The organism is Ruminococcus sp. J1101004sp1_RTP21198st1_B9_RTP21198_201120 (genome assembly GCF_040924245.1).
Lineage (GTDB): Bacteria > Bacillota > Clostridia > Lachnospirales > Lachnospiraceae > Blautia_A > Blautia_A faecis.
In genome coordinates this window covers 113,676-132,663 of the sequence record NZ_JBCOMI010000006.1, presented here as the reverse complement: position 1 = coordinate 132,663, position 18,988 = coordinate 113,676, and the positions used below count along the sequence as shown (strand labels likewise).

Here is an 18,988-nt window from a genome sequence, read left to right as displayed (position 1 = left end):
AAATGGTTAATAAAGCATCTAGAGCGGAAATTCGCGAGAAAAAGCATAGAAGATTACGTCATCATTTAAATGGCACTGCAACAACTCCGCGTCTTGCAGTATTTCGTTCCAATAAACACATGTATGCACAGATTATCGATGACACCGTTGGAAAGACTTTAGTATCTGCTTCTACTCTTCAGAAAGACGTAAAAGCACAGCTTGAGAACACCGACGATGTTGCAGCAGCAGCATATCTTGGCACTGTAATCGGTAAGAAGGCAGTGGAAGCCGGCATCGAGGAAGTTGTTTTTGACAGAGGTGGATACATTTACCATGGTAAAGTAAAAGCACTGGCAGACGCAGCAAGAGAAGCTGGACTGAAATTCTAATAAGGAGGAGCGAAACACATGAAACGTAATCTTATTGATGCTAGTCAGTTAGAGTTAGAAGATAAAGTAGTATCAATCAAGCGTGTTACCAAGGTTGTTAAAGGTGGTCGTAACTTCCGTTTCACAGCTTTAGTTGTTGTAGGTGACGGCAATGGACACGTTGGTGCAGGACTTGGAAAGGCAGCCGAGATTCCGGAAGCAATCCGCAAAGGAAAAGAGGATGCTATTAAGAAATTAGTAACCGTAGCAAGAGATGAGAATGGTTCCATTACACATGACTTCGTAGGTTCTTACGGAAGCGCTTCCATGCTTCTTAAGAGAGCTCCGGAAGGTACTGGAGTTATCGCCGGCGGCCCGGCTCGTGCCGTTATCGAGTTAGCTGGTATCAAAAACATCCGTACAAAATGTATGGGATCCAGAAATAAGCAGAATGTTGTTCTTGCAACCATCGAAGGCTTAAGACAGTTAAAAACTCCGGAAGAAGTTGCAAAACTTCGTGGAAAATCTGTTGATGAGATTCTGGCTTAAGGAGGAATATTAAAATGGCAAATACATTAAAAGTTACTTTAGTAAAATCTCCGATTGGCGCAGTTCCGAAGCACAAACTTACTGTTAAAGCAATGGGTCTTACCAAAATGCACAAAACAGTTGAGATGCCAGACAATGCGGCAACAAGAGGAATGATTCAGCAGGTACAGCACCTGGTAAAAGTAGAAGAAGCATAATTACAAAAAGGAGGTGCCATAATGGAATTATCAAACTTAAGACCAGCTGAGGGTTCTAAGCACAGCGATAACTTCAGAAGAGGCCGTGGACATGGTTCAGGAAACGGCAAAACAGCTGGTAAAGGCCATAAAGGACAGTTAGCACGTTCCGGACACAAGAAACCGGGATTTGAAGGTGGACAGATGCCTTTATACAGACGTCTGCCTAAGAGAGGATTCACAAACAGAAACTCTAAAGAGATCATTGCAATCAACGTTGATGTTCTGAACCGTTTTGAGGATGGTGCAGAGGTTACAGTTGAGAGCTTACTTGCAAGCAGTGCAATTTCCAAAGCTGGTGACGGCGTTAAAATCCTTGGAAACGGCGAGCTTACCAAGAAGCTTACAGTTAAAGTAAACGCTGTAAGTGAGACTGCAAAGTCTAAAATCGAAGCTGCAGGTGGTACAGTAGAGCTGATCTAATAGAGGTGATCAAATGTTTGAAACTCTCAAAAACGTTTTCAGAGTAAAAGAGATGAGACGTAAACTCCTCTATGTATTATGGATGATTCTTGTCATCCGTATTGGATCACAGCTTCCTGTTCCAGGAGTAGACAGCGATTTCTTTAAAGAGTGGTTTGCTAAAAACACTGGTGACGCATTCAATTTCTTTGATGCGTTCACCGGTGGCTCATTTACCCAGATGTCAATCTTTGCATTGAACATCACGCCATACATTACATCATCCATTATCATGCAGCTTCTCACAATTGCCATTCCGGCTCTGGAGGAGATGCAGAGAGATGGAGAAGAGGGCAGAAAGAAAATTACTGCCATTACCCGTTATGTAACTGTTGGTCTTGCGTTGTTTGAGTCTGTGGCAATGGCAATCGGTTTTGGTCGCCAGGGTCTGATCCCGAACATGAACTTCTTTAAGGGCTTAACTGTAGTTGCTTGTCTCACAGCTGGTTCTGCCATGCTGATGTGGATCGGTGAGCGTATTACTGAGAAGGGTGTTGGAAATGGTATTTCCATCGTCCTGACCATTAACATCGTTTCCCGTGTTCCAAGTGACTTATCTCTTCTTTATGAGAACTTCATCAAAGGAAAAACAATTGCAAAAGGACTGCTTGCAGGGGTTATCATTGTTGCAATCATCGTTGTCATGGTGGTATTCGTACTGATCCTTAACGGTGCAGAGAGAAGAATTCCTGTTCAGTATTCCAGAAAAATGGTCGGCAGAAAACTGATGGGTGGTCAGACTACCAATATACCGCTGAAAGTTAACACCGCTGGTGTTATTCCGGTTATCTTTGCTTCCTCAATTATGTCTTTCCCAGGCGTAATCGCACAGCTTGCAGGAAAAGCTAATGGAACCGGCATCGGCAGTGAGATTATTCGAGGATTATCATCCAATAACTGGTGTAATCCAAGTCAGCCACAGTATAGCTGGGGACTGCTTCTGTATATTGTACTTTGCGTATTCTTTGCATATTTCTACACTTCCATCACATTCAACCCGCTGGAAGTTGCAGACAATATCAAAAAGCAGGGTGGTTTCATTCCTGGTATTCGTCCAGGAAAACCAACGTCAGACTATTTGACTAAAATCTTAAATTATATTATATTTATAGGTGCAGTAGGCCTGATTATCGTTGCGGTTATTCCGTTCTTCTTCAATGGAGTATTCGGTGCAAACGTATCCTTCGGTGGTACTTCCATCATCATTATTGTTGGAGTTATCCTGGAGACTGTGAAACAGATTGAATCACAGATGCTTGTCCGCAATTACAAAGGCTTCCTGAACAACTAAAAGAATAAAGGTTGTGGTGCTTATATGCGTCACAGCCTTAATTCGTAGTATGAGAAAATGGAGGGCTTTTTATGAGAATTATCATGTTAGGTGCACCAGGTGCAGGAAAAGGAACCCAGGCTAAGAAAATTGCTGAGAAATATGGTATTCCCCATATCTCTACAGGCGATATTTTCCGTGCCAATATCAAAAATGGCACAGAACTTGGGAAAAAAGCAAAAACTTATATGGACCAGGGTCTGCTTGTACCGGATGAACTTACCTGCGACCTTGTTGTGGACAGAATCCAGCAGCCGGATGCCAAGAACGGCTATGTTCTGGATGGTTTTCCAAGAACAATCCCACAGGCTGAATGCCTTACCGATGCTTTAAGCAAGCTGGGAAGCAAGATTGATTATGCTATTGATGTTGATGTTCCGGATGAGAATATCGTGAACCGTATGGGTGGAAGACGTGCATGCGTAAAATGTGGTGCAACCTACCACGTTGTATTTGCAGCTCCGAAGACAGAGGGGGTTTGCGATACATGTGGTGAGGATCTTGTGCTTCGTGACGATGACAAGCCGGAGACTGTACAGAAGCGTCTGAATGTATATCATGAGCAGACTCAGCCGCTTATCGACTACTATACTGGTCAGGGCGTACTGAAAACTGTAGATGGCACCAAGAACCTGGATGAGGTATTTGGTGATATTGTGAAGATCCTTGGCGAATAGAATAGAGGATAAGAAGTAATGTCAGTTTCAATAAAAACAGCACAAGAAATTGAACTTATGAGGGAATCCGGACATCTTCTGGAAAAAGTCCATGACGGGCTGATCCCTTATATCAAACCAGGAATGAGTACCAAGGAAATCGACCGTATTGGCGAAGATATGATCCGTTCCATGGGATGCATTCCCAATTTTCTGAATTATGGAGGCTTTCCTGGCTCCTTCTGCATCAGCCTGAATGATGAAGTGGTCCACGGAATTCCTTCGGAGGACAAAATTATCCAGGATGGTGATCTGGTAAAGATTGATGCAGGACTGATCTATAAAGGATATCATTCTGATGCGGCCCGTACTTATGCAGTCGGAGAAGTTTCCAAAGAAGCCAAGCAGCTTATGGATGTAACCAGGCAGTGCTTCTTTGAAGGAATAAAATTCGCGAAAGCAGGAAATCATCTCAATGATATTTCCAAGGCAATCGGAGCGTATGCGGCGAAATACCGTTATGGTATTGTACGAGATCTGGTGGGACATGGGATTGGTACTCATCTTCACGAAGATCCGCAGATTCCCAACTTCCCTCAGAAACGCAGGGGAGTGAAATTACTTCCAGGCATGACACTTGCCATAGAGCCCATGATCAATATGGGCAGAGCAGATGTATGCTGGCTGGATGACGAATGGACAGTGGTGACCATGGATGGTTCCCTTTCCGCACATTATGAGAACACCATACTGATTACAGATGGCGAACCGGAGATTCTGACACTCACAGAGTATTAATCATTATCATTAAGGCGATACAGGAGGTATAAAATGTCAAAAGTAGATGTACTTGAAGTAGAAGGCACTGTTTTAGAGAAGCTGCCAAACGCAATGTTTAAAGTGGAACTTGAAAACAAACATGTTGTACTTGCTCATATCAGCGGCAAGCTGCGCATGAACTTTATCCGTATTCTTCCAGGAGACAAAGTAACAATGGAGCTTTCCCCATATGATCTTTCCAAGGGAAGAATCATCTGGCGAGATAAGTAATTCAGATTTGTTAATAGCAAATTCGGATTAATGAATATAAAACTCCTGTGCCTGGGGAAAAGCTCCCATGGTACAGGAGTTTCTTCTATTATTATAGAAGCAAATGAACATAGAAAAAAATGTTTCAAACTTTCAGAAACTAAAAAAATTAGAAAAATGTAAAAAAAATTTAAAAAACTGCTTGCATTTTGTAGACCATAATGCTACAATACAATGCGGACGCGCTTGTACGTGTGTATAACTGCGCCCTAAACTGCAGATTTTAATGCTATATTTTACGGAAGGAGGATTTCCAGTGAAAGTAAGATCATCTGTAAAACCGATCTGCGAGAAATGCAAGGTCATTAAGAGAAAAGGTTCTATCAGAATTATCTGTGAGAATCCAAAGCACAAACAGCGTCAGGGTTGATTGATCCATTGTTTGTGAATGCGGCTGCAGGTGAAACACCCGGATGGGTTGTATCATCTGACATATAATGAACTAAGCATGTATTGCCTAATACCGGAGGCAACGTTGGCCCGTTGGCCGCAAATTTCGGAAAGGCTGCGAATCGCCAAAAGCAGCTGGGTGTTATACCGAGGCACCCCAATTAGGAACTAAGAATTAAGAAAGAGTGCGTATGGATGCATCCCATTTCACCTTGTATCTGATACAAGTGATGTACGAAGACGCAGAACTTTCAGTAAAGAAAATGGAGGAAACAGTACATGGCTCGTATAGCTGGTGTAGACTTACCAAGAGAGAAAAGAATCGAAATCGGTCTTACCTATATTTATGGTATCGGAAGACCAAGTGCAGACAAAATCCTTGCTCAGGCAAATGTAAATCCTGACACACGTGTCAGAGACCTGACTGATGATGAAGTTAAGAGACTTCAGGCTGTCATTGATGAGACAATGATGGTAGAAGGTGATCTTCGTAGAGAAATCGCCCTGAACATTAAGAGACTGCAGGAAATCGGATGCTACAGAGGAATCCGTCATCGTAAAGGACTTCCGGTTCGTGGTCAGAAGACCAAGACCAATGCTAGAACACGCAAGGGTCCGAAGAGAACAGTAGCAAATAAGAAGAAATAATTCAGTATCCTAACTATAAATTTTGATTGATTAAGGAAAGCGTAGGTTAGTTTTAAAATGGCAAAAACAACTAAAAAAACGACAACAAAACGTCGTGTCAAGAAAAACGTTGAACACGGACAGGCACATATCCAGTCTTCTTTTAACAACACAATTGTTACTCTGACTGACAACGAAGGAAACGCTCTTTCATGGGCAAGTGCCGGCGGTCTGGGATTTAGAGGTTCAAGGAAATCTACTCCTTATGCAGCACAGATGGCAGCTGAGACTGCAACAAAGGCTGCTTTAATTCATGGATTAAAAACAGTAGACGTAATGGTTAAAGGACCAGGATCAGGTCGTGAGGCTGCTATCCGTGCCCTTCAGGCATGCGGTCTTGAAGTAACAAGTATCCGTGACGTAACTCCGGTTCCGCACAACGGATGCCGTCCACCAAAACGTAGAAGAGTCTAATTGAATTAGGAGGTAAGCCAAGATGGCAGTAGATAGAACACCGGTCCTGAAAAGATGTAGATCCCTTGGAATGGATCCAATTTATTTAGGAATTGATAAAAAATCCACAAGACAGTTAAAACGTGCAAACCGTAAAGTATCTGAGTACGGTCTTCAGTTAAAAGAAAAACAGAAAGCAAAATTCATTTATGGCGTTCTGGAGAAACCTTTCCGTAACTACTACAAGAAAGCCGACAGAATGAAAGGTCAGACTGGTGAGAACCTGATGATCATGCTTGAGACAAGACTTGACAATGTTCTTTTCCGTATGGGATTCGCAAGAACAAGAAAAGAAGCTCGTCAGATCGTTGACCACAAGCACGTTCTTGTAAACGGAAAATGCGTTAACATTCCTTCTTATCTCGTAAAAGCTGGCGACAGCATCGAGATCAAAGAGAAATGCAAAGGTTCTGAGAGATACAAAGGAATCCTTGAGGTAACAGGCGGAAGACTTGTTCCGAACTGGCTTGAGGCTGACCAGGAGAATCTTAAGGGCGTTGTAAAAGAGCTTCCTACAAGAGAAGAAATCGACGTTCCTGTAAACGAGATGCTTATCGTCGAGTTGTACTCCAAATAATGAGCCCTGATAATACCCTCAATTGCATACAACCCAGAAGGAGGGAAATTTATAGTGTTTGATTTTAATAAACCAAAAATCGAAATTACCGAGATATCTGAAGATAAAAAATTTGGAAGATTCGTTGTAGAACCTCTTGAAAGAGGTTACGGTACTACACTTGGCAATTCTCTTAGAAGAATTATGCTGTCCTCCCTGCCGGGAGCTGCAGTAAGTCAGGTTAAGATCGACGGTGTTCTTCATGAATTCAGCTCCATCCCTGGAGTAAAAGAAGACGTGACAGAGATCATCATGAATCTTAAGAGTCTTGCAATTAAGAATAACAGTGCTGACAATGAGCCAAAGACCGCATACATTGAGTGTGAGGGCAAAGGTGTTGTGACAGCTGCTGATATTCAGGCAGATCAGGATATCGAAATCATGAATCCGGATCAGGTAATCGCTACCTTAAACGGTGGTAAGGATTGCAGACTTGCAATGGAACTTACCATTACAAAAGGCCGCGGATATGTGAGCGCGGATAAGGGCAAATCAGATGACATGCCAATCGGTGTGATTGCAGTTGATGCAATCTACAGCCCGGTTGAGAGAGTCAATATGGTTGTGCAGAATACACGTGTGGGTCAGGTTACAGACTTTGATAAACTGACACTTGATGTATACACAAATGGCACGCTGGATCCTGATGAGGCAGTAAGCCTTGCAGCAAAGGTATTAAGCGAGCATTTAAGCCTTTTCATTGACCTTTCCGAGAATGCAAAGACCGCTGAGGTTATGATCGAGAAAGAAGACAATGAGAAAGAGAAAGTTCTTGAAATGAGCATTGATGAGCTTGAGCTTTCAGTTCGTTCTTACAACTGTCTGAAGAGAGCAGGCATCAATACTGTTGAGGAGCTTTGCAATAAGACTTCTGACGACATGATGAAAGTACGTAACCTTGGACGTAAGTCTTTAGAGGAAGTACTTGCCAAGTTGAAAGAGCTGGGCTTACAGCTTCAGCCAACAGAAGAGTAAGATAACCATAAAGGTATCGCGTAAGATTATTACAGTGGGGATTTGCTAAGCAGCAGCCCAGTAAGACCGAACAAGCGTGGACTGCTGTCCCACAGATGGAGGAAAATTAAATGGCAAAATATAGAAAATTAAGCAGAACAGCTGACCAGAGAAAAGCTCTGTTAAGAAACCAGGTTACAAATCTGTTATACAACGGAAAAATTGTTACAACAGAAGCTAAAGCTAAAGAGATCCGCAAGATCGCTGAAGGCCTTGTAGCTATGGCTGTTCGCGAGAAAGACAACTTTGAGACTGTTACTGTAACAGCTAAAGTTGCAAGAAAAGACGCTGAAGGCAAGAGAGTAAAAGAAGTTGTAGACGGTAAGAAGAAAACTGTTTACGATGAAGTTGAGAAGCAGATCACAAAAGATGCTCCATCCAGACTTCACGCTCGTCGTCAGATGATGAAAGTGTTCTACCCGGTTAAAGAAGTTCCGGCTAAGGGCGCTGGCAAGAAGAAAAACACCAAAGATGTAGATATGGTTAAGAAGATGTTCGAGGAAATCGCACCAAAATACGCTAACCGTAACGGTGGATACACCAGAATCGTTAAGATTGGACAGCGTAAAGGTGATGGCGCTATGGAAGTGCTCATCGAGCTGGTTTAATCCGAAACAGAATTACTGATCATAAGAAAAGAGATATTTACGTTTCGTAGATATCTCTTTTTTCTTAATTTAGGGATACCAACGTGAGAAAGTTACTTTTATTAATAGAAATTTGTTTGTTAGCCTGGCTTTTGACAGGTTCCGCCCGGTACGAAGCGAAAAAAGAAATTCCAGTGAATACACCGGAATTTGACTGGGAAAATTACAATATTATAACGCATGCTCTGGGTGGGATTGACGGTCTCACATACTTAAATTCCAGAGAAAGCTTTATCAATTATTATGATAAGGGGTGCCGCCTGTTTGAGGTGGATCTGACGCAGACCAGTGATGGAGTTTGGGTGTGCCGCCATAACTGGAAAGAATCTCTTGGACAATGGAAAGGAGAAGAACGAAAAGTTCTATCCTCAGAAGAATTTTTAAATACGCCTATATATGGGAAATACACCCCTATGACCTTTGAAGACCTTCTGAAACTGCTGGACGAATATCCGGATGCATTTGTAATGATAGATTCCAAACAATATTCTGTCCGTAATTACCAGCGTACTCTTGAGGATTATGCACAGTACAGGGAAATCTCTATAAAAGCTGGCATCGAGCATACGCTTAAACAGATCATCCCGGAAATATACAATTCAGCCATGTATCCTGGAACAGCACTTTTGTATAAATTTCCTGCATATATCTATTCTCTGTGGCAGGAATATACCACAGAAGAATTGAACGATATTGCAGAATTCTGTCAAACCAATAAAATAATGGCTGTAACCATTTATCGTGACTACTGGTCCGAAGAAGTGCAGAAAATTTTTGACGAACGGGACATTTTGGTATATATTTATACCATAAATGACAAAGAGGAAGCCAGAAGATATCTGGCGAATGGGGCGCAAGGTGTCTGTACAGATGTACTGATCACAGATAACCTGAATTAAGCTGCACTGTCTAATTATATAACATACGAAAATAATACTTGAAAAGGACTGCCATTCATTGGCTCATTCATAATTGCTTTTTGAGCTTTACCCTGTGAATAGTAGTGAAAAAGGATTAAATACACATGAAAATCAGAACAATGGCTGCTGTTTTTGCAGCGAAATCTGCAGGCTTTATCTGCAGGAAAATGGGACGCCAGGGAGTGACCTGGGCGGGCAAGATCGCATTAAAGATCAATCCTGACATCCTGGAAGATCTTTCTTCTCAGGTGCGGAAGAAAATATTTGTAACCTGTGGAACCAACGGTAAGACAACCACCAACAACATGCTCTGCGCAGCCCTTGAAAATGAAGGGCAGAAAGTAGTCTGCAATCACACTGGTTCTAACATGTTAAACGGCGTTGTAGCAGCTTTTGTGCTGGCTGCCGGACCTACAGGCAGGCTGGATGCAGATTACGCCTGCATTGAGGTAGACGAGGCTTCTACCCGCCATGTATTTCCAGGCCTGAAGCCGGACTACATGCTTCTGACTAATTTGTTTCGCGACCAGCTGGATCGCTACGGTGAAATTGATATTACCATGAACATTCTGGAAGAGATGATCCGCACAGTACCGAAAATGCAGGTAATCGTAAATGCGGATGATGCGCTTTCGGCGTATCTTGCTATGGACAGCGGCAATCCGTATATCACATATGGAATCAGTAAGCCTGTCCAGAAGAGCGCGGCAAACGAGATACGGGAAGGCCGTTTTTGTAAAAAGTGTGGTGCCAGGCTGGAATACAGTTTTTACCACTATAGTCAGCTGGGGGATTACAAGTGCCCATCCTGTGGCTTTGCAAGACCAGAAATCAAATATGATGCCCACGATGTAAAAGTTGGTGACCAGCTGTCCTTTCAGGTAGAGGATAAGCACCTTACAGCCAATTACAAAGGCTTCTATAATGTATACAATATTCTGGCTGCTTATGCCGGGCTGCGTACAGCTGGATTTTCCGGAGAGCATTTCCAGAATATGCTTCAGAAATTCAATCCGGAAAATGGTCGTATGGAACAGTTCCGTATTAAAGGCACTGGTGTTATGCTGAACCTTGCAAAGAATCCTGCCGGTTTTAACCAGAATATTTCCGCAGTTATGCAGGATAAAACACAGAAAGATATTATTATCACCATCAACGACAATGCACAGGATGGAACAGATATTTCCTGGCTCTGGGATGTGGATTTTGACCTTCTGGGCGATGCGAGCATTCATTCCATTACAGTCAGCGGTATCCGCTGCCAGGATATGCGCCTTCGGATGAAATATGTGGACATTCCGGTTATGCTTGAGGAAAATGTGGAAACAGCGATCCGAAAAAGGATTGAAGACGGCGTAGGCAATCTCTACGTTCTGGTAAACTACACTGCATTATTCAGCACTCATAATATTCTTAAGAAAATGGAGGGAGAAAAGGAATGAAACTGACAATCGGACATTTATATCCTGATCTCCTGAACCTGTATGGAGACAGAGGAAATATCCAGTGCCTTATGAGACGCTGCCAGTGGCGTGGAATTGAGGCAGAGACCATTGCCTTTGAACTGGGGGACAAGATTGATTTTTCCAGACTGGATATTGTGCTACTGGGCGGTGGTTCTGACAGGGAGCAGATGCTGGTTTGTGAGAAACTGAAAGAAATTCAGCCGGATTTTAAGAAATATGTGGAAGATGGAGGCGTAGTTATCGCTATCTGCGGTGGTTACCAGCTTCTTGGAAAATATTATAAGACAGATCAGGGAACCATTACAGGGCTTGACCTGGTAGATCTTTACACCGAACAGGGAGAGGGACGTCTGATCAGCAATATTGTGCTGAAAAGCGACCTTTTTGATATGCCTGTGGTTGGATTTGAGAACCATGGAGGAAGAACCTGTATTAATAACTGCAAGCCTCTGGGAAAAGTACTCTATGGATCTGGAAATGATGGAAAAACAGGCTATGAGGGTGTGGTTTACAAGAATGTGATCGGAACGTACCTTCACGGTCCGCTTCTTCCCAAGAACCCGCAGCTGGCAGACTGGCTGATCGCACATGCTCTTGAGCAGAAATATGGAAAGGAAGTCCAGCTTGCGCCGCTGGATGATACAGAAGAGAAGGCAGCAAATGATTACGTATATCATCGCTTTGTAAAAGAGAACTGATACAAACAAGCTCCAATGCCTGTTTGAAAATCATTCCTGCCTTGCAGAAAGCTTTTTTTCAAACACGCTCTGGGATATATGTACAGAAAAAAATAAGGGGAACGATATGGCAAAAGGAATCAATCAAAAAGGGAAAATCCTTTATCTTGAAAAAATATTGAGAGAGACCAGTGAAACACATCCGTGCACTATGCAGGAAATTATCGGAAGACTTCAGGAAAACGGAGTCAGTGCTGAGCGAAAAAGTATTTATGACGATATGGAAGTGCTGAGAAGCTTTGGCATGGACATTAAGTTTAAAAGAGGAAAGTATACCGGATATTATGTTGCCGGAGAAGCTGCCGCAGAGAGCGTAAATACATCCACTACAGAAAAGAAGAGTGCAAATCCGGACGACTCTGCAAAAAACAGTGCTGGAACAGAGAATGAAGGCAGTGCATTTTCCAATGAGGCTCAAAAAAAGGCGAAAAATTCCTGGCTGCTTCCACCGTCAGATTCTGAGGAGGATAAACCGGTGAAGCTTCTTTGCAGAAATAAGAAAAAGAAAGAAGTCATGGCAGCACTTGGAAATTATGCCCAGTACAAGGAGAAAGAAGAGGATACTTTCGTTGCTGCAGTGCAGGTGGATGAGACCTCTGAGTTTTACGGATGGCTTACAGGCATGGGGAAAGATGTAATCCTTATGAAGCCTAAGAAGTCAGTTCAGGCTTACCGTGATTACCTGAAGGGAATCCTGAAAGAATATAAGTAAGAATGCTTTTTGAAAAAGCTTGGAAATAGAGAATGATATGAAGTTACATAGAAAGGGATTTTTATGAAAAAGCAAATTGCAGGACTTCTTACCGGACTTTTGGTGTGCAGTGCTTTTCTCACAGGCTGCAGTAAAAATGAAGCCACCGAGGCTGTAAAAGAGAGCACTGAGGACGAAAATGAGGGCACTGGAGACACGAAGGACGCTGACAGCAAAAAGGATACGAATAGAAAGTCCGATAAACAGGACAGTGATAAAAGTGATGAAAATTCAGAAGAAAGTGAGACAACTGAAGCCCCGGAGGAAAATCTTGATAAGGTGGGGGTTCTGCTTCCGGAAGAGGGAGAGGATATCAACAGCAGTCTGGAGCGTACAGAACTGAAATCACGCCTGGAAGAGGCCGGTTATGAAGCTGCTATGTATTTTGCCGGGGATGATTCTGACACCCAGGCAGAACAGATCCGGGAGCTTCTTCAGGATGAGAAACTGAAAGCACTGGTAATTTCACCTGTTGATCCATATGGCCTTACAGATGTACTGGAAGAGGTTTCCGAGCTCTCAATTCCGGTAATTGACTATGACAATCTGATCATGGATACGCCCAATGTGAAATATTTTGTCACTTTTAATATGCGTGCGATTGGAAAAGAAATCGCCAAAAATATTGTAGAGAAAGAAGAACTGGATAAAGTCCGGGAAGACAGAGGCGTTCGTACCATAGAGTTTCTTATGGGCTCTCCGGATGATGACGATTCGTTATTCCTGTTTAACGGAATAATGGAGGTGCTGCAGGAGTATATTGACGATGGTACACTGATCTGCCGTTCCGGCCGTGTGACTTTTGATGAAACCAGCATTATGGATCAGAATACAGATACTGCGAAGAAGCAGCTGAAATCTGAGATAGACGAATTTTATTCTCTGGAGAAAACTCCGGATATTATCTGCACTGCTTCTGATGATTTTGCGCTGGCGGCTCTGGAGTTTCTGGAAAAAGAGCAGCTCCAGCCTGGTGATGAGAACTGGCCTCTGATCACAGGTGTAAATGCAGATGCAGATGCTGTTAAAAGTGTGGCAGAAGAAAAAATCGGTTTTACAGTCATGCTGGATCGCCGTGATCTGGCAGAAGGCCTGACGAAGCTGGTGGAAACCTACCTGAATGGGGATGACGTTGATATCAATAATTATTCCCAGTATGATAATGGTGTGAAGATTATTGGAACGGTTACTTGTGATGGAAAGCTGATTGATAAGGATAATTATCAGATTCTTGTGGATAATGGATTCTATCAGGCAGAAATGATCGCGCCGGAAGCCTCTCCTACGCCTGTACCAGAGGAAATAAGTCCGACACCGGAAGTGACAGTGACGCCGGAGGCGAGTCTTACACCGGAAGGTGGTGAATCTGGGAAAAAGAGCCAGGTAACCCCAAAGGATGAGCCTGAAGTGAGCACGGAAGAAGTTCCGGCTGTAAAGGATGGAGAAAACCAGGAGAGTAATAGCAAGCTGCAGAGTAGTGGAAAAGCATAAAACGTAAGTAAAATGAAAATACGTAAGTAAAATAAAAATACCAGTAATCGTTTGATGATTACTGGTATTTTTGCTCCTAAAAATTAATCGCGGAAGGTCAGGGAATCATCTGTCATGGAATCAATGATAGCCAGAGATTCCAGACGGACACCCATATCGCGGATCTGTTGTCCGCCGTGCTGGAAGCCCTTCTCAATTACGATTCCGGCACCTTCAAGAGTAGCTCCGGATTTCTTTACAATATCGATCAGTCCGAGAAGAGCACAGCCATTTGCAAGGAAATCATCAATAAGAAGTACGTGATCCTCCGGACTAAGGAACTTCTTGGAAATAATAACATCATAAACTTTCTTATGGGTAAAGGATTCAATCTTGGTGCAGTACATCTCGCCGTCCAGGTTTACACTCTGGGATTTCTTGGCAAATACTACAGGAACATGAAAATACTGTGCTGCAATACAGGCAATGCCAATACCGGAAGCTTCAATAGTGAGGATCTTGGTGATGGGGCAGTCTGAGAAACGCGCCTTAAACTCCTTACCAATCTCATTGATCAGGTCAATGTCCATCTGGTGGTTCAGGAAACTGTCTACCTTTAATATATTGCCTGGTTTCACAACGCCATCTTTCAGAATACGTTCTTTTAAAAGCTGCATGGCTATATCTCCTTTTCGCTTCATGTCGTTTCGATTTTAGTATTTCTATGATACGACATTCTCTGAAGAAGTTCAATTATTTTTGACAAAAAAGTACAAAATATCTATAATGAAATTAATTTATGGAAAAAGGATTAGCTTTATTGTGAAAAACATCTGCAGTCAGCCGGATAAACAGTAATGCAAATGCGGGAGATGACAAAGGAGCAGATAGTTTTACAAAAAAGAGCAGGTGAGAATATGAAAGAGTATGAAGTAATCTGGGAAATTTTTAATAAATGTCCAAGGAATCAGATGAGGGATGTATTTGTGGACGAGGTGGAAATTGAAGATCCTGAGGAATATGTGAAGAATAAATTTAAGGGAAAAGAAGTAACCTATGAGAAGACGGTTCTGGAAGATGGCACCATCATATTTGACATCCAGACCTCCCAGATCAAACAGAGATGTTCCTTTACGGAAATATAAGCTGCAGGTCACGAAGCGGATCTTAAGCTACTGCTTACAACAACGACCTTAGAGCATGTTTGAAAAAGGCTTTCCGCAAGATGTGCGTCACAATTTGTGGGAGATTTTGTCCGGATGAGGGCGCCGTAGCGGGCTACGGCAACCGAATTCAGACAAAATATACCGCAAAGTGGGGCGTGCAGATTGCGGGAATGATTTTTCAAACAGGCTCTAAGGCATATTTTTTAATACAATCATCAGAAATAGTGCATATTTAAGGGAAGTATGTTATAATAAACGGACGTGCTTCAAAAGAATTACACCAGTCAGAAACCATCCACAGAACACTGTTGGATATGCGAAATGGTTGGCAAATACAGGAGGATGACATGATAGAAGAACATTTAGAGAACCACCTGCATGAAGGCGAGGAAGAGCATATGCATACCCATGTTCTGGAAGATGGCACTACTGTCATGCATTCCCATGGAGAACACGGACATCACCACAGTCATGCACAGACCAAGGCTGTACTGAACCGGCTTTCCCGTGCAATCGGACACCTGGAATCCATCAAACGTATGGTGGAAGACGGCCGGGACTGCAGCGAAGTGCTGATCCAGCTTTCCGCAGTGAAATCTGCTATTAATAATACAGGCAAGATTATTTTACAGGATCACATTGAACACTGTATTGTGGATGCGGTAGAGCATGGAGACAAGGACGCCATCAAGGAACTGGAACGTGCAATTGACAGGTTTATGAAATAAATAAGGAAAAAGGAGATAGATAAAAATGGCAAAAGAATGTGACAGCAAGACTTGCGACAAATCAAGCTGTGAAGGCTGTGCCAGCAAGAAAAATCCGCAGAGCATGCAGGCTGCAATGAATGCAATGTCCAATGTAAAGCATGTGATCGGTATTGTAAGTGGTAAAGGCGGCGTTGGAAAATCCTTCGTGACAGCATCTCTTGCAAACAGAATGGCAAAGAAAGGCTATAAAGTAGGAATCCTTGACGCAGACATTACCGGACCATCCATTCCGAAAATGTACGGCTTGAAAGGTGCTGCCCAGGCAAACGACAGCGGTATTTTCCCTATGGAGACCAAAAACGGAATCAAGGTTATGTCCATTAACCTGCTTCTTCCAACTGAGGACACTCCGGTAATCTGGCGGGGACCGATCCTTGGCAACATGGTAAAACAGTTCTGGACAGATGTTATCTGGGGCGATGTAGATTACCTGTTCGTAGATATGCCACCAGGAACAGGTGACGTTCCTCTGACTGTATTCCAGTCCCTTCCGATTCAGGGAATCGTGATCGTAACCTCTCCACAGGATCTTGTAAGCATGATCGTGAAGAAGGCATACAATATGGCTGGAATGATGAAGGTGCCGGTTCTGGGCCTTGTAGAGAACTACAGCTATGTGAAATGTCCAGACTGTGGCAAAGAACTGAAAGTATTTGGCGAAAGCCACATTGACGAGATTGCCGCATCCCTGAATGTCCCGGTTCTTGGCAAAATGCCAATCGACCCGGCCTATGCAGCCAAGGTTGACGAGGGCGCCTTTGATGAGATCGATAATCCGTATATTGAAGCAGCAGATGAGGTTCTGCCACAGTAAGAGGCTGAGAGCACTATAGAAAATCACACAAATTGTGGCGAACATTTTGCAAAAAAAGATTCTGTGTAAAAACAAGATTGTAACATCCTGTTTTTACCAGAATCTTTTTCTTTTCTTTATTTCTTACTGCGGTAAGCCTCTGCTTCCCAATGGGTAATGAAATAAGTGATCTCATCTGTCATCTGAAGCGGACCGCCGAAGCTTTCTGCATAGACAGCAAGCTTGATGGCATCCTTAGCCAGAAGCTGTGCCTTGGCAGCTTTCCCCTTGTCATCTTCCATAATAAATGCACCAACGCTCTGAACCAGGATCAGTCTTGGTTCTTTATCATTTTCAGCCATAAATGCATCCAGTGCTTCTTTTGCCTGATCAATGTTTTCAACAAATAAAGGATATGGACCGCAATATACAATGTGATCAGGAGTGAAAGGCTTCAGAAGCGGTGCGGCAGCTTCTTTATTTTTTACAAAATTATCTACTTCAGCAGCCGGTACAACCTCTACAGCATGTCCGAGCAGCTGGGAAAGCTTCTGTGCAGCAGCCTCTTTTTCCGGGGTAACAGCATCGCTGACGTCAGCTGTTCGTTTTACCTGTTTTTCAAGGGTGGAGATCACGCCATCAAATAAAACACCAATCTCTTCTACGGTATTTGCAGCTACGAAAATACCGTGATTCTGAAGCAGAAGAACCTGAACATCTTTTCCAAATTCTTCTTTATAAGCGTTCATTTTCTCATAACAGATACGTGCAAGAGTGTATCCTGGTTTACAGATGTCGATCCAGAGAACCTCTTTTCCAAGAAGCTGCTCGGAAAGTGCCTTTGCGCCATTGCCGCAGGTCAGACCGTTTACAAGAGTAGGATGAACATGCAGTACATAGGTATATGCAAATAAATTGTGGAGTAATGCTTCCACGCTTGGACGCTTGGTCTTATCTGCATCTGTTACTGCCGCCATTACATCTGCAAGATAGGCAGCTTCACGCTCTGTGTCATTTCCCGGATACTCTGTTTTCATGATCTCATTGAGACGGGCGCGGCTCATCTCAACGAATTCCTCTGCCTTAATGGTGGCAAGCTGTGTACCGGAACCCTTTACATACAGTGTGGTTTCATCTTTGACAGAAGTATTTCCACCGCCTGCAAGAACGTAAGCAGGATTGCTTCCGTAAGTGTTTGACATTTTTACCAAAGTTGAAAGATCCATAAAATTTAATACCTCCCATTGTTTTTTTCATACATCTACATTGTACATGATATGGTAATATTTAGCTATCAAAATATGCTAAAAAGAAGTAGTTTTTGTGCTTTTTGATGAAAAATAGTCAAAAAACTTCTGGGCAGCCTGGGATAAGGGAAGGCTTTCGTGATATACAAGGGCCAATTGTCTGGGCGGAAGCTGCTGCTTCAGGCTGACCTCTATCAGAGAGGTTTCCTGTCCCCGTAAAGAAGCCAGCATGTAATCCGGAACACAGGCAATTCCAAGACCAATGCGTGCCAGATCAATAAGCAGATCATTGCTGTTAAGCTCAACCTCCGGAATCAGATTCTGTCTGTGGGATGCAAAAAACTGATGAAGATATTCACTTGTTGTGCTTTTGGACGAAAGGGTGAGAAGAGGATATTCCATCAGCTTCTTTATTTCCAGGGCTTTTCCTTCAAGTGGAAAGAAGTCCGGATTGGCAACAAAAATATCCCGAAATTCTTTTACCACCTGTACTTTTGTGTGTGCGGTAAGCCGGGAATTGGGAAGATTGCTTACGATCAGATCCACCTGACGGTTTTCCAGAAGCTCCACGCAGCCCATGGAGGTGCTGTTTGTGACCTTGATCCGCACTCCAGGATAATCCTGATGAAAGCGCTTCAGGTAGTCAATCAGAAAGTACCGGCAGATGGTATCGCTTGCCCCTATCCGAAGCTGCCCCTGAAGTCTGTCTTCCTCAAGAAGCTGTGCCTCTCCCTGGGAAAGCATTTCCAGGGCTGGTTTAACATGTTGGAAAAGTATTTCTCCCTCTGGGGTAAGGGAAACCTTCTTGGTGCTTCGGAAAAACAGTTCCCGTCCCAGCTTTTTTTCCAGAGTCTTGATTCCCTGGCTTACTGCAGACTGGGAAATGAACAGCTGGCGGGAGGCTTCAGAGAAGCTTAAGGTGGTGGCAACGTAGTAAAAGCATTTGTATAATTCAAGATTGATATCCATATATAAATCCTCCAAAATCAAACTCGTTACTGTCCACTCCGTGACCAGTAACACGCTTCGCGATGCACAGAAAGACGAACCTTCTTGTGACAAGCACAAGAAGTAGCGTTTGCTGCGCAAACTTAATTCTCGGGTTTTCTGTGAACTTTGTTCACAAAAAAAACCTCGCGGAATATTGTCAGTGAACAGTAACTCAAACTCTGCCATGACTGATGAGCCA

General features: G+C 43.1%; 27 protein-coding genes. 23 read left to right on the top strand and 4 right to left on the bottom strand.

What is annotated here, in order from left to right:
- Positions 1-2 precede the first annotated feature (2 nt).
- The 19 genes from rplR to AB5618_RS05610 all read left to right on the top strand — a co-directional run bounded on the left by rplR (position 3) and on the right by AB5618_RS05610 (position 13,844).
- Positions 3-371 (top strand): 50S ribosomal protein L18, encoded by a 369-nt coding sequence (gene rplR, locus AB5618_RS05700; protein ID WP_118581193.1) that lies wholly within the window; start codon positions 3-5, stop codon positions 369-371.
- An 18-nt stretch (positions 372-389) separates the two neighbouring features.
- Positions 390-899: a 30S ribosomal protein S5 gene (rpsE, locus tag AB5618_RS05695; RefSeq protein ID WP_117852552.1), complete on the top strand. Its 510-nt coding sequence runs from the start codon at positions 390-392 to the stop codon at positions 897-899.
- Positions 900-913: 14 nt separating this feature from the next.
- Positions 914-1,096 (top strand): 50S ribosomal protein L30, encoded by a 183-nt coding sequence (gene rpmD, locus AB5618_RS05690; protein WP_117852555.1) that lies wholly within the window; start codon positions 914-916, stop codon positions 1,094-1,096.
- A 21-nt stretch (positions 1,097-1,117) separates the two neighbouring features.
- A complete protein-coding gene (rplO, locus tag AB5618_RS05685; protein WP_118581190.1) occupies positions 1,118-1,558 on the top strand; it encodes a 50S ribosomal protein L15 in 441 nt (146 codons plus the stop codon).
- Positions 1,559-1,571: 13 nt separating this feature from the next.
- Entirely contained in the window at positions 1,572-2,888 is a 1,317-nt protein-coding gene (secY, locus tag AB5618_RS05680; RefSeq protein ID WP_148461640.1) for a preprotein translocase subunit SecY, read from the top strand.
- 71 nt (positions 2,889-2,959) lie between these two features.
- Entirely contained in the window at positions 2,960-3,604 is a 645-nt protein-coding gene (locus AB5618_RS05675; RefSeq protein WP_118581187.1) for an adenylate kinase, read from the top strand.
- 18 nt (positions 3,605-3,622) lie between these two features.
- Positions 3,623-4,381: a type I methionyl aminopeptidase gene (map, locus tag AB5618_RS05670; protein ID WP_118581184.1), complete on the top strand. Its 759-nt coding sequence runs from the start codon at positions 3,623-3,625 to the stop codon at positions 4,379-4,381.
- A gap of 33 nt (positions 4,382-4,414) precedes the next feature.
- A complete protein-coding gene (gene infA / locus AB5618_RS05665) occupies positions 4,415-4,633 on the top strand; it encodes a translation initiation factor IF-1 (protein ID WP_117852566.1) in 219 nt (72 codons plus the stop codon).
- A 295-nt stretch (positions 4,634-4,928) separates the two neighbouring features.
- Positions 4,929-5,042 carry a 50S ribosomal protein L36 gene (gene rpmJ, locus AB5618_RS05660; RefSeq protein ID WP_003022746.1) on the top strand — a complete coding sequence of 38 codons (114 nt, stop codon included), beginning with the start codon at positions 4,929-4,931 and terminating at the stop codon, positions 5,040-5,042.
- Between the two features lie 299 nt (positions 5,043-5,341).
- Positions 5,342-5,710, top strand: coding sequence for a 30S ribosomal protein S13 (rpsM, locus tag AB5618_RS05655; RefSeq protein WP_117852568.1), 369 nt, complete (start codon positions 5,342-5,344; stop codon positions 5,708-5,710).
- Positions 5,711-5,767: 57 nt separating this feature from the next.
- Positions 5,768-6,163 carry a 30S ribosomal protein S11 gene (rpsK, locus tag AB5618_RS05650; RefSeq protein ID WP_148461639.1) on the top strand — a complete coding sequence of 132 codons (396 nt, stop codon included), beginning with the start codon at positions 5,768-5,770 and terminating at the stop codon, positions 6,161-6,163.
- Positions 6,164-6,185: 22 nt separating this feature from the next.
- Complete coding sequence (gene rpsD / locus AB5618_RS05645; protein WP_118581181.1) at positions 6,186-6,779, top strand: 30S ribosomal protein S4; 594 nt, start codon at positions 6,186-6,188, stop codon at positions 6,777-6,779.
- 54 nt (positions 6,780-6,833) lie between these two features.
- Positions 6,834-7,793 (top strand): DNA-directed RNA polymerase subunit alpha, encoded by a 960-nt coding sequence (locus AB5618_RS05640; protein WP_118581178.1) that lies wholly within the window; start codon positions 6,834-6,836, stop codon positions 7,791-7,793.
- Positions 7,794-7,903: 110 nt separating this feature from the next.
- Positions 7,904-8,440 carry a bL17 family ribosomal protein gene (locus tag AB5618_RS05635; protein ID WP_118581175.1) on the top strand — a complete coding sequence of 179 codons (537 nt, stop codon included), beginning with the start codon at positions 7,904-7,906 and terminating at the stop codon, positions 8,438-8,440.
- Between the two features lie 83 nt (positions 8,441-8,523).
- Positions 8,524-9,378 carry a phosphatidylinositol-specific phospholipase C/glycerophosphodiester phosphodiesterase family protein gene (locus AB5618_RS05630; RefSeq protein WP_148461638.1) on the top strand — a complete coding sequence of 285 codons (855 nt, stop codon included), beginning with the start codon at positions 8,524-8,526 and terminating at the stop codon, positions 9,376-9,378.
- 125 nt (positions 9,379-9,503) lie between these two features.
- The gene (locus tag AB5618_RS05625; RefSeq protein ID WP_118581169.1) at positions 9,504-10,841 is read left to right on the top strand and encodes a Mur ligase family protein; all 1,338 of its coding nucleotides are present in this window, start codon (positions 9,504-9,506) and stop codon (positions 10,839-10,841) included.
- Positions 10,838-11,563, top strand: a complete 726-nt coding sequence (locus AB5618_RS05620; protein WP_118581166.1) for a type 1 glutamine amidotransferase — start codon at positions 10,838-10,840, stop codon at positions 11,561-11,563. The genes AB5618_RS05625 and AB5618_RS05620 overlap by 4 nt, the downstream gene beginning before the upstream one ends.
- 106 nt (positions 11,564-11,669) lie before the next feature.
- Positions 11,670-12,314: a WYL domain-containing protein gene (locus tag AB5618_RS05615; RefSeq protein WP_148461637.1), complete on the top strand. Its 645-nt coding sequence runs from the start codon at positions 11,670-11,672 to the stop codon at positions 12,312-12,314.
- 63 nt (positions 12,315-12,377) lie between these two features.
- Entirely contained in the window at positions 12,378-13,844 is a 1,467-nt protein-coding gene (locus AB5618_RS05610; RefSeq protein WP_148461636.1) for a sugar-binding protein, read from the top strand.
- A gap of 83 nt (positions 13,845-13,927) precedes the next feature.
- Here the strand turns inward: AB5618_RS05610 and AB5618_RS05605 are convergent, their stop codons facing one another.
- Positions 13,928-14,500: a xanthine phosphoribosyltransferase gene (locus AB5618_RS05605; protein ID WP_118581157.1), complete on the bottom strand. Its 573-nt coding sequence runs from the start codon at positions 14,498-14,500 to the stop codon at positions 13,928-13,930.
- 240 nt (positions 14,501-14,740) lie between these two features.
- Here AB5618_RS05605 and AB5618_RS05600 point away from each other — a divergent pair, with 240 nt between their 5' ends.
- Positions 14,741-14,968 (top strand): hypothetical protein, encoded by a 228-nt coding sequence (locus tag AB5618_RS05600; protein WP_118581326.1) that lies wholly within the window; start codon positions 14,741-14,743, stop codon positions 14,966-14,968.
- Between the two features lie 8 nt (positions 14,969-14,976).
- Here the strand turns inward: AB5618_RS05600 and AB5618_RS05595 are convergent, their stop codons facing one another.
- Complete coding sequence (locus tag AB5618_RS05595; RefSeq protein ID WP_334285839.1) at positions 14,977-15,120, bottom strand: DUF6783 domain-containing protein; 144 nt, start codon at positions 15,118-15,120, stop codon at positions 14,977-14,979.
- Here AB5618_RS05595 and AB5618_RS05590 point away from each other — a divergent pair.
- From AB5618_RS05590 to AB5618_RS05580, 3 genes are all read left to right on the top strand, one after another.
- Entirely contained in the window at positions 15,061-15,225 is a 165-nt protein-coding gene (locus AB5618_RS05590; RefSeq protein ID WP_308768419.1) for a DUF6783 domain-containing protein, read from the top strand. The genes AB5618_RS05595 and AB5618_RS05590 overlap by 60 nt on opposite strands.
- A 162-nt stretch (positions 15,226-15,387) precedes the next feature.
- Positions 15,388-15,717, top strand: coding sequence for a metal-sensing transcriptional repressor (locus tag AB5618_RS05585; protein ID WP_118581323.1), 330 nt, complete (start codon positions 15,388-15,390; stop codon positions 15,715-15,717).
- A gap of 25 nt (positions 15,718-15,742) precedes the next feature.
- On the top strand, positions 15,743-16,573 hold the full coding sequence (locus AB5618_RS05580; RefSeq protein WP_195409476.1) for an Mrp/NBP35 family ATP-binding protein: 831 nt from the start codon (positions 15,743-15,745) through the stop codon (positions 16,571-16,573).
- Between the two features lie 116 nt (positions 16,574-16,689).
- Here the strand turns inward: AB5618_RS05580 and AB5618_RS05575 are convergent, their stop codons facing one another.
- Both AB5618_RS05575 and AB5618_RS05570 read right to left on the bottom strand, forming a co-directional pair.
- A complete protein-coding gene (locus AB5618_RS05575) occupies positions 16,690-17,778 on the bottom strand; it encodes a class II aldolase/adducin family protein (RefSeq protein WP_368366577.1) in 1,089 nt (362 codons plus the stop codon).
- A gap of 78 nt (positions 17,779-17,856) precedes the next feature.
- Positions 17,857-18,768, bottom strand: coding sequence for a LysR family transcriptional regulator (locus AB5618_RS05570; protein ID WP_148461631.1), 912 nt, complete (start codon positions 18,766-18,768; stop codon positions 17,857-17,859).
- Between the last annotated feature and the right edge of the window lie 220 nt (positions 18,769-18,988).

What these genes read in the sequence shown, in the direction of transcription:
- rplR (WP_118581193.1), top strand. Translation starts at nt 3, where the DNA reads ATGGTTAATAAAGCATCTAGAGCGGAAATTCGCGAGAAAAAGCATAGA.
- rpsE (WP_117852552.1), top strand. Translation starts at nt 390, where the DNA reads ATGAAACGTAATCTTATTGATGCTAGTCAGTTAGAGTTAGAAGATAAA.
- rpmD (WP_117852555.1), top strand. Translation starts at nt 914, where the DNA reads ATGGCAAATACATTAAAAGTTACTTTAGTAAAATCTCCGATTGGCGCA.
- rplO (WP_118581190.1), top strand. Translation starts at nt 1,118, where the DNA reads ATGGAATTATCAAACTTAAGACCAGCTGAGGGTTCTAAGCACAGCGAT.
- secY (WP_148461640.1), top strand. Translation starts at nt 1,572, where the DNA reads ATGTTTGAAACTCTCAAAAACGTTTTCAGAGTAAAAGAGATGAGACGT.
- AB5618_RS05675 (WP_118581187.1), top strand. Translation starts at nt 2,960, where the DNA reads ATGAGAATTATCATGTTAGGTGCACCAGGTGCAGGAAAAGGAACCCAG.
- map (WP_118581184.1), top strand. Translation starts at nt 3,623, where the DNA reads ATGTCAGTTTCAATAAAAACAGCACAAGAAATTGAACTTATGAGGGAA.
- infA (WP_117852566.1), top strand. Translation starts at nt 4,415, where the DNA reads ATGTCAAAAGTAGATGTACTTGAAGTAGAAGGCACTGTTTTAGAGAAG.
- rpsM (WP_117852568.1), top strand. Translation starts at nt 5,342, where the DNA reads ATGGCTCGTATAGCTGGTGTAGACTTACCAAGAGAGAAAAGAATCGAA.
- rpsK (WP_148461639.1), top strand. Translation starts at nt 5,768, where the DNA reads ATGGCAAAAACAACTAAAAAAACGACAACAAAACGTCGTGTCAAGAAA.
- rpsD (WP_118581181.1), top strand. Translation starts at nt 6,186, where the DNA reads ATGGCAGTAGATAGAACACCGGTCCTGAAAAGATGTAGATCCCTTGGA.
- AB5618_RS05635 (WP_118581175.1), top strand. Translation starts at nt 7,904, where the DNA reads ATGGCAAAATATAGAAAATTAAGCAGAACAGCTGACCAGAGAAAAGCT.
- AB5618_RS05625 (WP_118581169.1), top strand. Translation starts at nt 9,504, where the DNA reads ATGAAAATCAGAACAATGGCTGCTGTTTTTGCAGCGAAATCTGCAGGC.
- AB5618_RS05620 (WP_118581166.1), top strand. Translation starts at nt 10,838, where the DNA reads ATGAAACTGACAATCGGACATTTATATCCTGATCTCCTGAACCTGTAT.
- AB5618_RS05615 (WP_148461637.1), top strand. Translation starts at nt 11,670, where the DNA reads ATGGCAAAAGGAATCAATCAAAAAGGGAAAATCCTTTATCTTGAAAAA.
- AB5618_RS05610 (WP_148461636.1), top strand. Translation starts at nt 12,378, where the DNA reads ATGAAAAAGCAAATTGCAGGACTTCTTACCGGACTTTTGGTGTGCAGT.
- AB5618_RS05605 (WP_118581157.1), bottom strand. Translation starts at nt 14,500, where the DNA reads ATGCAGCTTTTAAAAGAACGTATTCTGAAAGATGGCGTTGTGAAACCA.
- AB5618_RS05600 (WP_118581326.1), top strand. Translation starts at nt 14,741, where the DNA reads ATGAAAGAGTATGAAGTAATCTGGGAAATTTTTAATAAATGTCCAAGG.
- AB5618_RS05585 (WP_118581323.1), top strand. Translation starts at nt 15,388, where the DNA reads ATGCATACCCATGTTCTGGAAGATGGCACTACTGTCATGCATTCCCAT.
- AB5618_RS05580 (WP_195409476.1), top strand. Translation starts at nt 15,743, where the DNA reads ATGGCAAAAGAATGTGACAGCAAGACTTGCGACAAATCAAGCTGTGAA.
- AB5618_RS05575 (WP_368366577.1), bottom strand. Translation starts at nt 17,778, where the DNA reads ATGGATCTTTCAACTTTGGTAAAAATGTCAAACACTTACGGAAGCAAT.
- AB5618_RS05570 (WP_148461631.1), bottom strand. Translation starts at nt 18,768, where the DNA reads ATGGATATCAATCTTGAATTATACAAATGCTTTTACTACGTTGCCACC.